Origin of the sequence: Acinetobacter sp. CWB-B33, assembly GCF_039655955.1 — a bacterium.
In the GTDB taxonomy this organism is placed as follows: domain Bacteria; phylum Pseudomonadota; class Gammaproteobacteria; order Pseudomonadales; family Moraxellaceae; genus Acinetobacter; species Acinetobacter bouvetii.
In genome coordinates this window covers 200,599-215,368 of sequence record NZ_JAGFEU010000004.1, presented here as the reverse complement: position 1 = coordinate 215,368, position 14,770 = coordinate 200,599, and the positions used below count along the sequence as shown (strand labels likewise).

Annotated in this window: 12 protein-coding genes; 7 read left to right on the top strand and 5 right to left on the bottom strand. The window is 46.8% G+C overall.

The window, feature by feature from the left end; translation table 11 throughout:
- Nucleotides 1-113 precede the first annotated feature (113 nt).
- Nucleotides 114-2,021 carry a 1-deoxy-D-xylulose-5-phosphate synthase gene (dxs, locus tag JZ784_RS13140; protein WP_005013058.1) on the bottom strand — a complete coding sequence of 636 codons (1,908 nt, stop codon included), beginning with the start codon at nucleotides 2,019-2,021 and terminating at the stop codon, nucleotides 114-116.
- Between the two features lie 309 nt (nucleotides 2,022-2,330).
- Between dxs and ribA the strand changes: the two genes are divergently transcribed.
- Together ribA and JZ784_RS13130 are read left to right on the top strand one after the other, a co-directional pair.
- Entirely contained in the window at nucleotides 2,331-2,933 is a 603-nt protein-coding gene (ribA, locus tag JZ784_RS13135; protein WP_346315223.1) for a GTP cyclohydrolase II, read from the top strand.
- Between the two features lie 191 nt (nucleotides 2,934-3,124).
- Entirely contained in the window at nucleotides 3,125-3,430 is a 306-nt protein-coding gene (locus tag JZ784_RS13130; RefSeq protein WP_346315175.1) for a DUF4844 domain-containing protein, read from the top strand.
- A 34-nt stretch (nucleotides 3,431-3,464) separates the two neighbouring features.
- Here JZ784_RS13130 and hemN read toward each other — a convergent pair whose 3' ends face one another.
- Nucleotides 3,465-4,835, bottom strand: a complete 1,371-nt coding sequence (gene hemN, locus JZ784_RS13125; protein ID WP_346315174.1) for an oxygen-independent coproporphyrinogen III oxidase — start codon at nucleotides 4,833-4,835, stop codon at nucleotides 3,465-3,467.
- A gap of 224 nt (nucleotides 4,836-5,059) precedes the next feature.
- On the opposite strand from hemN, the gene hemF reads away from it, so the two are divergent.
- From hemF to aroE, 3 genes are all read left to right on the top strand, one after another.
- The gene (gene hemF, locus JZ784_RS13120) at nucleotides 5,060-6,001 is read left to right on the top strand and encodes an oxygen-dependent coproporphyrinogen oxidase (RefSeq protein ID WP_346315173.1); all 942 of its coding nucleotides are present in this window, start codon (nucleotides 5,060-5,062) and stop codon (nucleotides 5,999-6,001) included.
- Nucleotides 6,002-6,279: 278 nt separating this feature from the next.
- Nucleotides 6,280-6,486 (top strand): hypothetical protein, encoded by a 207-nt coding sequence (locus JZ784_RS13115; RefSeq protein ID WP_346315172.1) that lies wholly within the window; start codon nucleotides 6,280-6,282, stop codon nucleotides 6,484-6,486.
- Between the two features lie 100 nt (nucleotides 6,487-6,586).
- The gene (aroE, locus tag JZ784_RS13110; protein ID WP_346315171.1) at nucleotides 6,587-7,375 is read left to right on the top strand and encodes a shikimate dehydrogenase; all 789 of its coding nucleotides are present in this window, start codon (nucleotides 6,587-6,589) and stop codon (nucleotides 7,373-7,375) included.
- Between the two features lie 48 nt (nucleotides 7,376-7,423).
- Here the strand turns inward: aroE and JZ784_RS13105 are convergent, their stop codons facing one another.
- Nucleotides 7,424-9,859 (bottom strand): hypothetical protein, encoded by a 2,436-nt coding sequence (locus JZ784_RS13105; RefSeq protein WP_346315170.1) that lies wholly within the window; start codon nucleotides 9,857-9,859, stop codon nucleotides 7,424-7,426.
- 230 nt (nucleotides 9,860-10,089) lie between these two features.
- Between JZ784_RS13105 and JZ784_RS13100 the strand changes: the two genes are divergently transcribed.
- The gene (locus JZ784_RS13100) at nucleotides 10,090-11,913 is read left to right on the top strand and encodes an acyl-CoA dehydrogenase C-terminal domain-containing protein (RefSeq protein WP_346315169.1); all 1,824 of its coding nucleotides are present in this window, start codon (nucleotides 10,090-10,092) and stop codon (nucleotides 11,911-11,913) included.
- 103 nt (nucleotides 11,914-12,016) lie between these two features.
- Here the strand turns inward: JZ784_RS13100 and JZ784_RS13095 are convergent, their stop codons facing one another.
- Nucleotides 12,017-12,952, bottom strand: coding sequence for an acyltransferase family protein (locus JZ784_RS13095; protein ID WP_346315168.1), 936 nt, complete (start codon nucleotides 12,950-12,952; stop codon nucleotides 12,017-12,019).
- A gap of 38 nt (nucleotides 12,953-12,990) precedes the next feature.
- A complete protein-coding gene (gene hemW / locus JZ784_RS13090; protein ID WP_346315167.1) occupies nucleotides 12,991-14,145 on the bottom strand; it encodes a radical SAM family heme chaperone HemW in 1,155 nt (384 codons plus the stop codon).
- A gap of 128 nt (nucleotides 14,146-14,273) precedes the next feature.
- On the opposite strand from hemW, the gene JZ784_RS13085 reads away from it, so the two are divergent.
- Entirely contained in the window at nucleotides 14,274-14,732 is a 459-nt protein-coding gene (locus JZ784_RS13085; protein ID WP_346315166.1) for a DMT family transporter, read from the top strand.
- Nucleotides 14,733-14,770 lie beyond the last annotated feature (38 nt).

Genomic DNA, 14,770 nt, shown 5'->3' with positions numbered 1-14,770 from the left:
AACACCCACTACAAATTTGAAGATATTGATAAAGAATAATGCATAAAAGCCCGGATATTTTAGCAAATATCCGGGCTTTTAGGGGAAAAATGTTTCTAAAATTTTTAAACGGCTTATGGCGCGATGTTTATAACTTTCAGCCACGCATGTTTAATTGAGTTTTCAATACCTTGCGCATCCAAGCCTGCCTGCTGCAGCATTTGGCTGTGTGTTGCCTGGTGCAGGAACTCATCCTCCAGCCCCAAGTTGCAGATGGGTTTGACAATGTGCGCCTTAGCCAAGTATTCATTCACCGCACTGCCCGCACCGCCCATGACAGCATGCTCTTCCACCGTCACAAACAATGCCGTATCGTCCGCAACCGCATCAATCAGCTGTTCATCCAGAGGTTTGACATAACGCATATTCACCACACGCACAGCCACATCATGCTGTTTTGCAAATGACTGCGCCGCCTGCAATGCGGCCTGCACCCGGCTGCCAAAAGCTAAAACAGAAATGCAGTCGCCGTATTGCTCATTATAAACCGCCAGAATTTCCGCCTTGCCAATCTCCATCGCAGTCAGCTTATTCTGCATTTCTACGCCTAGGCCATTGCCGCGCGGATAGCGCACCGCTGCTGGGCCATTGTATAAATAAGCGGTATGCAGCATTTGACGGCATTCATTTTCATCTTTTGGCGCCATAATCACGATATTCGGAATCGTGCGCATATAGGCATAATCATAAGCGCCCGCATGCGTTGGCCCGTCTTCACCCACTAAACCTGCACGGTCAATGCCAAAGGTCACATCTAAATTCTGCAAAGCCACATCATGCACCAGCTGGTCATAGCCGCGCTGCAGGAAAGTCGAATAAATAGCAACCACAGGCTTTAGGCCTTCACACGCCATGCCGGCGGCCAACGTCACTGCATGCTGTTCTGCAATCGCCACATCAAAATAGCGTTCAGGATACTGCTGCGCAAACTTCACCATGCCTGAGCCTTCACACATGGCTGGCGTAATGGCAATCAGGCGCTCATCCTGCGCGGCCTCATCACACAGCCATTGTCCAAACACATCTGAATATTTGGGTGCCGTATTGGCCACTGCAGGCGCATTCAGTTTAGAGATCGCATGATATTTAATTTGATCGGCTTCGGCAGGCACAAAGCCTTTGCCTTTTTTGGTATAAATATGAATTAAACGCGGGCCAGAACGCTTTTTCAGCGCATCAAACACTTGCGCCAGCTGATTCACATCATGGCCGTCAAATGGGCCGAAATAGTCAAAACCCACCGCTTTAAATAAATTGTCCGCAGCATCCGTCGCTGCGCTGTGCAGGCGCGAGTTATAGGCCCATTCAGGATAAGGCTGCACAAAAGCGTCGCCGTCTTCTGAAATATTGACCGATTCGCCGCGCTCCCAGAGCGCAGCCAGATGCTTGGCAAAACCGCCCGTGCTGCATGAGATTGACATATCATTGTCATTCAGCACCACCATCAGGTCAGCATTGTGCGCAACCGCATCATTCATCGCTTCAAAAGCCATGCCTGCAGTCATCGCGCCATCACCGACAATCGCCACGACATCGCACGGATCTTTCTGGTAGCGCCGGGCCAGCGACATGCCCAATCCAGCTGAAATTGCCGTCGATGAATGGCCGACGCCAAAGGTGTCAAATTCTGATTCTTCCCGCGCCGGGAAAGCCGCCAAGCCGTCTTTAGAGCGGATGGTGACCAGCTGCTCACGGCGGCCTGTCAAAGCCTTATGCGGATAGGCTTGATGCCCGACATCCCAAATCAGGCGGTCATTCGGCGTATTAAAACAATAGTGCAGCGCAACAGTCAGCTCAATTACGCCAAGGTTTGCGCCAAAGTGTCCGCCGCTTTGCCCCGCTGCATACAAAATGAATTGACGCAGTTCGTCCGCCACCTGCTCAAGCTGGCTGCGCTCAAGCAAACGGAGCTGCTGCGGATGATCGATCGTATCCAGCAGCGGTGTATTGGGACGTTGAGACGGTATTTCTGTATACAGCATAATATGGCAAAGCCTTCTAAAGCCTGGCAAATTCTAAGCTAGGTCAAATGGATATCCGATCATATCGTCGGATTGTATCACCTGCAATCAGCCATATTTCTAGCGTTGCAATTTTGAACAGCACTCAAAAATCGGGTGTTTGTAGAATGGTGGAGATTATCCTGAATAATCTTACTATTTATCAACTATTATCGTTCGCTTTATACAAAAAAGAAAATCTTCTGCATAAATTCATAGTAGCAATTCTACCAATGTCCAAGCATTACGCTATACTTTAGCCACTTTATGAACGAAAAAACGGGTTTGACTGTGCCTATAGAATTTGTCGCAACATCGAGATTACCTACTGCATTTGGTGAATTTAAAATTACGGTATTTCAAGATCCTCAAACCGGCGAAGAACATGTGGCACTCTCTAAAGGGCTGGAAACCCCGCCGCAAGAGCCAGTTCTTGTGCGCATTCATTCAGAATGCTTAACCGGTGACGCCTTTGCCTCGTTAAAATGCGACTGCGGTCCGCAATTGCAGGCCACACAGAAACTGATTAATGAAGCCGGCCAAGGGGTAATTTTATACTTGCGCCAGGAAGGCCGCGGCATTGGCTTAACCAATAAAATCCGCGCCTATGCGCTGCAGGATCAAGGCCACGACACCGTAGACGCCAACCTCATGCTGAACCTGCCGGCAGATGCGCGCCGCTACGATATGTGCACGATCATGCTGGATCATTTGCAGGTGAAAGAAGTGCTGCTGATCACCAATAACCCGCTGAAAATTAAGGCGCTGACTGATCTGGGCATCAATGTCGTTGACCGTGTGCCGCTGACCGTCGGCCTAAACCCTTTCAATGAGCAATATTTGAAAACCAAACATGAGCGCATGTCGCATATGTACGATAAGGATGATTTTTAAAATTTAAGTTAAATCAAATTACAAGAGACTGAGCAAATGAAACTAACATCCATCTTATTTGTAGTCAGTCTCTTTGTAGCGAGTACAACAGTTATTGCTAAACCTATAAAAACATCTGAATCTACCATTCAAGAACTTAAACAATTTCAACTACAAGATCATTTCCTACCGGATAAATTTTATATACAGGCGTGCAAGACCCTGAATTAAAAAAACAACTCAACCAAAAAGTAGCAGATACAAGTTTGGCATTTATTAAACTTTACGAAAGCAAAACTCCACCAACCAGACAACAACTGCTTCAAGTTCTTTCAGAAGGTATCAATCAAATTGACCCAGCAAGTGTGGATTCTGAAGATAGACAACAAGTCACCACTGTTTTTGAAAATTTTTTAGACATAATCAAACTAAATAGTTCTGAAGGTATTTTAAATACATGGGTATATGGTGAAGCAATCAATCGCATGATGGAGCAAGGACTAATTCAACCTCATTAAACCCATGATTATTTGATGCTTAAATCACACAAACTCAAATCGTCATCGAAAAAATCCGGTTCTCCGGCACTTTGCGTTTTAAATGCAAATCAAAAGCCATGCAGATATTGCGCACAAAAGGCTTGCCCTGCTCAGTCACCTGAATATTTTTCTCATGAATCTGCAGCAAGCCATCCTGCTGCATTTCTGCGAGCTGTTCCAAAACTTGAGGCAATTCAGCAAAATATTGTGCTGGAGCATCCCAAGACGTGTTAAAGCGGCACATCAAATTTAGAATATGCTTACGGATCACCAAGTCTTCTGAAGACAGCACATGCCCGCGGTAAACCGGGATTTTATCCTGTTCCAGGCGCGCATAATAATCTTCCAGTTTCTTTTCATTTTGCGCAAAACTGTACCAGCTGTCGCTGATGGAAGACATGCCCAGCCCAATCATCACTTGAGTTTTAGAGGCGGTATAACCCATAAAATTGCGGTGCAGGCTGCCCTCTGCAAACGCTTTCGCCATTTCATCGGATGGCAGCGCAAAATGATCCATACCGATTTCATGGTAGCCCTGCGCCAGCAATTGTTTTTTGCCTTCCTCATAGCATTGACGCTTCATGTCATCTTTCGGCACATCGGCATCTTTAAAGCCGCGCTGGCCATTGCCTTTAATCCAGGGCACATGCGCATAGCTGTAGAACGCCAGGCGGTCCGGCATCAAGCGCCGGGTCTGATGAATAGTCTGCAGCACATCTTCCAAGTTTTGGAACGGCAGGCCAAAGACCAAATCATGTGAAATGGAGGTATAGCCGATCTCACGCGCCCACTGCGTCACGCGTTCTACATTTTCATAGGGCTGAATGCGGTGAATGGCTTTTTGCACGGTTTCATTGTAGTCCTGCACGCCATAACTGACCCGGCGGAAGCCTAAGTCATACAGCGCCTGCAAATGCTCCCGTGTGGTGTTGTTCGGATGCCCCTCAAAACTGAACTCATATTCTTTGGCGATTTCAGCTTTCGACAAAATGCCGTCAATCAGCTGCGTTAAGTGCGCTGGCGAGAAAAAAGTGGGCGTGCCGCCGCCCAAATGAATTTCTTTAATCACAGGCGTATCTTGCAGGAGCCGGCAATACAAGTCCCATTCTTTCAGCACAGCCTGTATATAGGGCTGCTCCATCTCATGCTTTTTAGTGACTTTTTTATGGCAGCCGCAAAAGGTGCACAGGCTTTCGCAAAACGGCAAATGGATATACAGGCTGATGCCTTCAGAACGGTTGGATTCGTCAAAAGAGCGCTTCAGCGTCTGTTTCCAAAGCGCCAATGAAAAGGACTGCTCATCCCAATACGGCACAGTCGGATAACTGGTATAGCGCGGCCCCGGCACATTGTACTTTTGAATCAGTGATTTTAACTGCTGCATGCGTGCCGCCCCATCGCTCAAAATAAATCTTTCTCGCCCTATTTTGCGGAGCTTCATTTTTGAATTCAACCTAGCCTTTTAGTCGGATTAAAGCGCCCTCATCTGTATTCCTAACCCGCGAATCGCCAAATATTCAAGCATGTGCATCGGTAAAAATCCCTTAAGTTTTTGCTGAATCTATGTTTTGATGTTTACAGTTTTTGATTTTCCTTTTGAAGGTCCAGATGCAGCATCCAACTTCCGCAGATATTCAGCGTGTCCGAGATTTCCTTACCGGCCTGCAAGCCCGCATTTGCGCTGCGCTCGAACAGCAGGAATGCGCTGGCGGCGGTTCAGCCGAGTTCATGATTGATGACTGGGAACGGCCTGAAGGCGGCGGCGGGCGCTCGCGTGTCCTGCAAAACGGCGCCGTGATTGAAAAAGGCGGGGTGATGTTCTCGCATATCAATATTTCCAAGCTGCCCGCTTCTGCGACTGAACGCCACCCGAATATTGCCGGCGCCAAAGCGCAGGCCATGGGGGTTTCCTTGGTGATTCATCCCAAGAATCCCAATGTGCCGACTTCTCATGCCAATGTGCGCCTGTTTGTAGCGGAAAAAGAAGGCCAAGACCCGATTTGGTGGTTCGGCGGCGGTTTTGACCTGACGCCGTTTTACCCGAATGATGAAGATGTGCGGTCATGGCATCAAACTGCACATGACCTGTGCGCGCCTTTTGGTGATGAAATTTATGCCGAACACAAGAAATGGTGTGATGATTATTTCTACTTAAAACACCGCGATGAACAGCGCGGCGTGGGCGGGTTATTCTTTGATGATTTAAACCAGTGGGATTTTGAAACCTGTTTCCAATATATGCAGGCTGTCGGAAACGGCTATTTGGAAGCCATCCTGCCGATCTTCCAGCGCAATCAGGACAAGCCTTATAACGAAGCGCAGCGGAATTTCCAGCTCTACCGCCGCGGCCGCTATGTCGAATACAATCTGGTTTATGACCGCGGAACCCTATTTGGCCTGCAGACTGGCGGGCGGATTGAATCCATTTTGGTCAGCATGCCGCCGCTGGCGGGCTGGTCTTACCGTCCAGAATGGGATGAACATTCTGCAGAGAAAAAACTGACCGACTATTATTTAAAACCGCAAGATTGGCTCGGCAAGCTGAAATAAACATGCGCTGCTGCTGACCCTAAAAGCAAAAAAACCTCCATTTCTAGGGGGTTTTCTCTGCAGCACGCATACAAGTTTTTACACCGGCTGCCAGCCGTTCACATCTTTTATACCGGCTTTGCAAAGATTAACGCGTCAACACAAATTCCTGACTGGAACTCCTGTTAATTTTTCAACAAATTCACCCTTTATTTTTTGGCTCGTGTAATATCAGCATAGACACAGAAATGACATGTAAAATCTGTATATTTCCTCTCAATTGCATGAGGCAAAGCATAATGAATACGAAAAAAATCAGCTCCGCTGCCCTGCTGTTTTGGGCCTTTATTGCCGCCATGATGGGGTCCATCAGCACTGCTGTTTTCTCAGAAAGCGCATTCAACGACAACTTTGCATTTACCAGCATGGCGCTTGCGCTGGCAGGCATTCTCATCAGCGCAGCATTTTTAATGATGGATGCGGTATTAGCCGTGTGCAATCCCTAGCAGCCGCAAACTGCCTTCCCTCCTAATTTCAGATGAGCGCTTTAGCGCGCCCGCAATTTGCCGTATATTGATGCACATTTCTCCACATGGATTTTGTGCGATGAGCAAGCAATTCGCCGTTATTGGCAACCCAATTGAACAATCCCGCTCACCGGAGCTGCACCATGCCTTTGCGGCTAAAACCGGTGTGGATCTGCACTACAGCAAATGCTTAGCGCCGCTGGACGGTTTTGACGCCAGCATGAAGGCATTCTTTGCGCAAGGCGGCGCCGGCATGAATGTCACAGTTCCATTTAAAGAACAGGCTTTTGCGGCCTGCGCCGTGTTAACTGAACGCGCCAAAATCGCCAAGGCAGTGAATACGCTATGGATGCAAGACGGACTGCTTCATGGCGACAATACTGACGGTCAGGGCCTTGTGGATGCCATGAAGGCGCTGGACTGGAATCTGGAACACACAGACATTTTAATTATTGGCGCAGGCGGCGCAACCCGCGGCGTGATTTATCCGCTGGTACAGGCCGGCGCGAAAAAAATTGTAATTGCCAACCGCACCCTTGCCCGTGCTGAACAGCTGGTTGCCGACTTAAAAGATGCCGTGCCTGCAGCTGAGTTAAGCGCTGCCGGCCTGGATGCGCTGCAAGGCCATTTTGATATTGCCATTAATGCGACATCTGCCAGCCTCAGCGGCGATGCCCTGATTCTGCCCGAAGCGCTGCAATTCAGGCAGGCCTACGAAATGGCCTATGGCAAACCCTCAAGCTTTTTAGATCAAGCCAAAGCGCGCGGGGTTCCTGCTTCGGAAGGCTTTGGCATGCTGGTGGGTCAAGCCATTGAATCCTTCCGCATTTGGAATGGCGTTAAACCCGACTTAAAAGATTTTTTATAAATTTTAGCCAAAAAAAGAACCTCCGCAGAGGTTCTTTTTTTCAGTGCCTTATTTTGGAAGATACGTCATCACATCGTGATACACCGCGCGGTAAATGCCATCATCAAATAAATCGAAGCTATTTTCGTCTAAATTTTGAATCGACTTTTCTGACAGCTGATGTTTCAAATCATCAGCAAACGCTTGCGCAAATACCTGTGACGCCTTGTCTAATTGGAGCTTTTGTTCAGCACTCAGTGAATATTCATCTGCAAATGTTTCTGCATAATAGCTTGCAAAAACCGCTTGCCGAGTCTTGTGCTCCTTCATCCTTTGATTCCAAAGCTGCTGTACTTTGTATTCTTCGGTCGCTTGATTGACAATTTTATTTACTGAATACCCCAGGTCATCAAAACTGTCTGGATTTTTTAACTGATGCTTCTCTGCCAACTGGTTTAACCGCGTCAATGACGCGCCTTTAGGCTTCGGTAAATCCTCATTGAAATGATAAGCCGAAAGTTCTGCAATTTCATTCAGCTCTGCCGCAGAATAATGTTTGCTTAACTCAGACTGCTTAATGGCGGCATACAGTCCAAAAACAGCTTGATAGCTTTTCAGCCATGAACCTGTCCGTTTATATGTGTCTAACGCAATTTGGCTTAGATATTCATCTGCCGTTTTTGCATCCACATCATTGGCAGACGTCGACGCTTCCGCCTGGCCTGCACCTAAAGAACCCAGCAGACCCTTGGACGCACGCTCGAGCAATGAGCCTTTAGAAACCTCCTCAATCGACTTGGCATTTTTTAATACATTGCGGTCAATCGGTTTGGCCCGGCCATAATTGGACACTTGGTTATGGCTCATAAACTTAAACTGACCCATTTTTTCATCTTTAATCAACAGGTCATAATCCAAAGCTTGCAAGCGCCCTGCCTGATCTAAAGCCACATCCATCGTGAATGCGGTTGCATCACTCTGATCCTGCTTTAAGGCCTGCTGAATTTCAGCGTCATGCTTTTGCCACAGCTGCTTAAAACGATCCACATCGGTCAGCTGTTCAGACTGATATACCGTAAAAATCGGTTTTAATTGTTCTAATGCCGTCAATTTGGGATGTTCTGGCGCAGCTTGCTCTTCCGCGGCCTGCTCCAAGGCCGGCTTAAAGACATCAATGCCGTACCATTCGCGGCACAAGGTAAAATAGCCCGCAGGTACTTTTTCCGCCTGGGTTAAGGCCTGACAAGCGTCATCCGATAATCCAGACGCTTCTAACGCTTCTGCATGAGCCACAGAGTCTTCACGGGATGCATCGCAGGCATCCTCAGATGCACACGCGGTTGCAGCCATCGCCGCATCGGCAGCCTCATCACGCTCACCCGATTCTTCTTCCTCAGCTTCTGCGACATCCGCCTGATCTGAAGCAGCCTCTTCATGTGCAAACATGGCGTGGGCTTTGGCCTGTATCAGCGCTTCTACACGTGTTGCTGAATCATCGGCAGCCGCGCTCAGCTGATCTTCTGTTTCATCATCGGAGGCCCGGATTTGAGCCGCATCATAAGCAGGTGCAGACACTTCCTCAGCCTGAGCAATGGCCGCATCTTTCGACGGCTGCTTTTGCCCTTTGACTTGTGTGTCGTAATAAGGCGCATTGACCCACTCAAACAGACTCATTTGCAGTGCTAATTGTTCTAAAGTGCCTTGATAACGGATTTTACCGCTTAAGCCCTGCTGCTTTTCAGCTGCGCTTAAATCGATTGCCGCCACTTGGTCTGGCGTTGCCAACGCATAAGGCAATGCATTTAACTGTTTAAGATAAAGCGCTAAATTTTTAAAATTGACCTGATTGAATTCATCTTTATATTTTGAAAAATCGACATAAGCATACGACGCCTGGCTGTCACGGTTCACCATAAATGGCATAAAGGCAAAGTAGTTGGTGTACAGCTTGAAATCATTCAAATCGACAATCATCGGCAGCTGCGCCTGCACCAGCAGCGTCGGCTTTTGATATTTTAGGTTTAAATTTAAATTGGCCATTTTCTGACGATAATGCACCGACCCATCATAGCTGAATTGGAGGTCATTCAAGACATTCAGCAGGCTTTCCGCCACACCTGCGCTGCCACGCCCGCCAGTCAAGAACCCATCCTGATCCTGCTCTTTGGCAACTGCGTCATATAACTGTTTGCGCTCTTTCGAACTCAATTGCAGTTTTTGAGTTTTAATCAACTGATCTAATTGCTTTTTTAATTCCGGATTCAACCCGGACGGCTGCCGCTGCGCCGGACTCTGCTTTTTGGATGCCGCGCTGTCATTCAGCTGCGCCTGAATAGAAAACTGTCCATTCACGTCATAGCTGCTGGTTTCAAAGACGGCATTCATGCCCGCCGCGGCACGCTCACCCAAAGCCTGTTCAGTTGCTGAAGTGGACTTAATGACATGTTGTGTACAGGCGCTTAAGCTCAGGCCCAATACGCAGAAGGTTAAATATTTTAGACGCATAAATTCTTTTTAATACCCAGTTTATTTAGACTTTAATTATGAAAAATTAAACAAATGATCAATTGCTACTGTAACAGAAGCATTCTAAAGTAAAGCTAGCCTTTCATACCAAATTCGCATTTCTGACAATTTTCTCAGTCTGTGGCATCAATGTAATTTGATCATTATTGTGAATAATCAAATCATCGATTCAGATAATCCAAAACTATTTTTAAATTAGGATTAACATTATGCCTGCTTATAAAGCTCCTTTACACGACATTCGCTTCTTGATGAATGAAGTACTTGATTATCCAGCACATTACCAAACCTTATCTAACGGTGAAGCTGCGGATGCTGATACTGTAGATATGATTCTTGAAGGCGCTGCCGATTTTTGTGAAAATATTTTGTCGCCATTGAACCAAACAGGCGATGCTGAAGGCTGTCACTTCGAAAACGGCGAAGTGAAAACCCCGAAAGGCTTTAAGGAAGCCTATGACCAGTTCGTGCAAGGCGGCTGGCAAGGCCTTTCTTTTCCTGAAGAATTTGGCGGTCAAAACCTGCCTCAATCGCTGAACTTGATTAAGTCAGAAATGATGGGCACAGCCAACTGGTCATTCCAAATGTATCCTGGCTTGAGCGTCGGCTGCATTAACACCATCATGCAGTTTGGTACAGAAGAGCAAAAGAATACTTATTTACCGCATTTGGTTGCGGGCACGTGGTCGGGCACTATGTGCTTAACAGAGCCTCAATGCGGCACAGACCTCGGCCAAGTGAAATCTAAAGCCGAGCCAAACGCTGACGGCAGCTATGCAATCAGCGGCACAAAGATTTTCATCTCTGCAGGCGAGCATGACTTAACCGATAATATTGTGCATATTGTCCTTGCCCGCCTTCCAGATGCGCCTGCTGGCACCAAAGGCATTTCGCTGTTTATTGTGCCTAAGTTTATGGTGAACGCCGACGGTTCTGCGGGTGAACGCAACCCTGTGACTTGCGGTTCAATCGAACACAAGATGGGGATCCGCGCTTCAGCGACTGCGGTATTGAACTTTGACAATGCCAAAGGCTTCCTGATTGGAGAGCCTAACAAGGGCCTGCACGCGATGTTCACGTTCATGAACACCGCGCGTATCGGGACTGCGATTCAAGGCATTGCGCATGCTGAATTGGCATTCCAGGGCGCATTGCCATATGCCAAAGACCGCATGTCTATGCGCGCGTTATCGGGCAAAAAAGACCCGGATAAAGTGGCTGATGCCATTATTCACCACGCCGATGTGCGCCGCATGCTGCTGACGCAAAAAGCGGTCGCGGAAGGCGGCCGTTCGATGATTTATTACGCTGCGCAAATTGCCGACAAAATGGCTGATGCCTTAACGCGCGGCGACACCGCGGCCTTTGAAGCGCACGATGATCACCTTGGCTTCTATACCCCTATTCTTAAAGGCTTCTTGACTGAATTAGGCTATGAAGCAGCCAACCACGGCATGCAGGTTTACGGCGGCCACGGCTATATTAAAGAATGGGGCATGGAGCAGATTGTCCGTGACTCACGCATCTCTACACTGTACGAAGGGACCACTGGCGTTCAGGCGCTGGATTTAATCGGCCGTAAAGTGCTTTTAACCTCAAAGGGCAAAGTGATTCGCGACTACACCGCTGAAATTTTAAAATTCTGCGGCCAGCATGCGCGCAATAAATACATGCGCCGTTTTGCCTGGGACTTGACTAAGCTTTGCGCACAATGGAATGCTTTAACCGTCCGCATTATGCTGGCGGCGCGTAAAGACCGCGATATCGTTTCTTCAGCTTCAACGGACTTCCTGATGTTCTCAGGCTATGTGATGATGGCGTATTTCTGGGCGCAGCAAGCGGCAGTGGCGTCTGCAAAATTAGCGGCTGGCGAAGGCCAGGAAGTTCCTGAATTCTATAAAGCGAAAATCAAAGTGGCTGACTTCTACTTTGAACGCATGCTGCCGCGCACGCAAGGCCATGCAGAAGCCATGGTCAATCCGTCTAAAACCATGACCTCTTTAGCGGCTGAGCATTTCAGCTTTGATTACTGAGTTTTAAATTGCTGACATAAAAAAGGGCGCCTCGGCGCTCTTTTTTTCTGCAGGATTTTTCCCTTCTAAAATCTCTTCATGCACTCAAAGCGCTGTTACATCTTTATAATAGATATTTTACCTTCTTATTCATCAGCACCAATAAACAGCCTGCGGCGGCAGAACACAGTAAAACAGCAAAGCTGAATAATGTTTGCTGCCCGATAAAATAGCTTTTCAAGTGATAGATAAAGAACGGATGAATCAAAAATATCGCGGTCGATAGATTGGCGATTTCCTTATGGCTGCTGAGCATTTCCCTATTCAGGCAGTATGCGACGATAGCTGGCGCAGCAAAATACAGCGAAAACATCTGGTCTAAGCTTTCTTTTTTACTGATCAAAAAGTAATTTAATAAAGACTCAAAAATCACAAGCCCAATTAAAATAACAATATGCCAGCCTTTTATATCAAATTTATCAATAGTGAGAGCTTTATATTTATGCATTAAAAAACCTAAAGCCATAAATGGAAAGCTCACGGTTAAAAAATTTCTATGCGTGGTGTACTGATTCAGCTTCCAGTCCCAATAGCCGCTGAACCAGTGCAGATTGCCGGCTTGCTGAATGGCCACACCGGCAATAAAGAATAGGCTTGCGATAATCCACAGTTTTTTTCCGCTGAGGTTTCTTAATAAATATAACAGCCCGCCGCCCCAAAGCACCCCAACCAAATACCATAAGACAAAATATCCATTGTAAATTATTGAAATATTGTAAGATAAATTAGGAGACCACCAAATCGGACAATAAAAAATCATCCACAGAGCATATAAAATAAAAACTCTTTTCAGCCATTTTTTAAATTTATTAAAATTATCAATATATAAAAAATAATATCCCGTAATCACTAAAAACACAGGGACGGCGATTCTAAAAAGGCCTTGCACTAAACTATGCTCAAGCAGGCTTGAATAATCATAAAAAATATGGGTATGCAAAAAAACCACACAGACTGCCAAAGCCAATTTAAGAAGATCAATTGAAATATTACGCTGCATATTTATATGCTCTAATGACTGCATGGCAAATATGCCATTTATAACAACTCTTCCAGCACCGAATTTAAAAACACATGGCCCTGCTCTGTGCATGAAATCCGGCTCAAATCATTTAACATCAACTGGCGCTGGCGCAGCGGAACGAGCTTTTCATTCAATTCCGCTAAATCAAGGCCTGTCCGCTCTGCATACAGGCTGGCGTCTACGCCATCATTTAAACGCAAGGCATTCATCATGAATTCAAAAGGCATGTCTGCATCTTCAATGCGCTTAAACTGCAAATGCTCTGCCGGCACCTTAGCTAAATAATCTTTCGGCAAACGGGTTTTCTGAAAACGGTATACGCCATCAGGCTGAGTCACTTTGCCATGCGCACCGGCGCCAATCGCCAGATAATCGCCAAATTGCCAGTAATTCAAGTTATGCGCAGACGGTTTTTCCTTGCGCCATGCGGACACTTCATAATTGACAAAGCCTTGCGCGGTTAAATACGCTTCACCCTGTTCTTGGATCTCTTCCAAAACATCGTCTACCGGCAAAACCGGCTGGGTTCTAAAAAAGACCGTATTCGGCTCAATCGTCAGCTGATACCAAGAGACATGGGTCGCGCCGCTTTCCACCGCCAGTTTCAGATCCAGCATAGCCTGTTCTAAGGTCTGTTCAGGCAGGCCATGCATTAAATCGACATTGACCCGCGCAAAACCGGCTTCTTTCGCATGCTGAATGGCGGAAACAGCATCATCATCAGAATGAATACGCCCTAATTTTTTCAAATGATCGGTATTAAAACTTTGCACACCGATGGATAGGCGGTTAATGCCTGCCTCTAAATAGCCGGCAAATGGATCATGCTCTACAGTGCCCGGGTTGGCTTCCAGCGTAATTTCACAATTTTCCTCAAATGCAAGCAGCGCTTTGAGCTGTGCAAACAGCCACTGATAGCCCTTGGCTGAAATTAAAGACGGTGTTCCCCCGCCAATAAATACGCTATGAATTTCACGGCCTTGGGCAAAATCAATCTGGGTTTTAAAGTCTGCAACCAGCGCCTGCAGATATTCCTGCTCCAAATCTAAAGACAGTTTGCCGTCTGGCACCGCATGCGAGTTAAAGTCGCAATATGGGCATTTGCGCACGCACCACGGCATGTGAATGTATAACGACAAGGGAACCAGTGCAGGATTTAATTCAGACAAGGACAGCGCTCAAAAAAAGACAATTCAGATATGAATGCATTTTAACATGAGTCCATCAACACGCTTACCTATTCTGCAGCCCAATCCGTTAAACTGAATAAAATTAAATAAAAATCAGGGGCGACAGAATGAAAATAACCTCCCATCTGCTGATGCTGCTGCCGCTTGCCATGGGGGTTGGCATTGCCATGACCATTCAAACCGCCATCAACAGCCAATTGCGGGAATATTTGTATTCGCCGCTGCAAGCCGCCCTTTTATCCTTTTTGATTGGTACAATAGCGCTGGCTGTCTTGGTGTTTTTTCAATCCGCCGAAAAACCGAATGTAGACATGCTTAGGCAAATTCCGTGGTTTTTATGGCTGGGCGGATGCTTAGGCGTTTACTCCATCAGCGTCAGTATTTATACGGCGCCGAAGTTAGGCTTTTTAAGCCTGTCGGGCCTGATTATTTTCGGACAAATTGTCATGTCGATGATTGTCGATCAGTATGGCTGGCTCGGCACAGAAAAAACGCCTGTTAACTGGCAGCGACTTTTAGGTGGCGTGGTGATTTTTACCGGTGTGCTTCTCACTTTACAGCGCTAAACCATCGTCCTAAGCACATGATGAAATGAGTGATTTTT

Coding starts and splice junctions, on each gene's coding strand:
- JZ784_RS13085 (WP_346315166.1), top strand. CDS start 14,274: ATGAAAATAACCTCCCATCTGCTGATGCTGCTGCCGCTTGCCATGGGG.
- aroE (WP_346315171.1), top strand. CDS start 6,587: ATGAGCAAGCAATTCGCCGTTATTGGCAACCCAATTGAACAATCCCGC.
- hemF (WP_346315173.1), top strand. CDS start 5,060: ATGCAGCATCCAACTTCCGCAGATATTCAGCGTGTCCGAGATTTCCTT.
- JZ784_RS13100 (WP_346315169.1), top strand. CDS start 10,090: ATGCCTGCTTATAAAGCTCCTTTACACGACATTCGCTTCTTGATGAAT.
- dxs (WP_005013058.1), bottom strand. CDS start 2,021: ATGCTGTATACAGAAATACCGTCTCAACGTCCCAATACACCGCTGCTG.
- JZ784_RS13105 (WP_346315170.1), bottom strand. CDS start 9,859: ATGCGTCTAAAATATTTAACCTTCTGCGTATTGGGCCTGAGCTTAAGC.
- hemN (WP_346315174.1), bottom strand. CDS start 4,835: ATGCAGCAGTTAAAATCACTGATTCAAAAGTACAATGTGCCGGGGCCG.
- JZ784_RS13115 (WP_346315172.1), top strand. CDS start 6,280: ATGAATACGAAAAAAATCAGCTCCGCTGCCCTGCTGTTTTGGGCCTTT.
- JZ784_RS13095 (WP_346315168.1), bottom strand. CDS start 12,952: ATGCAGCGTAATATTTCAATTGATCTTCTTAAATTGGCTTTGGCAGTC.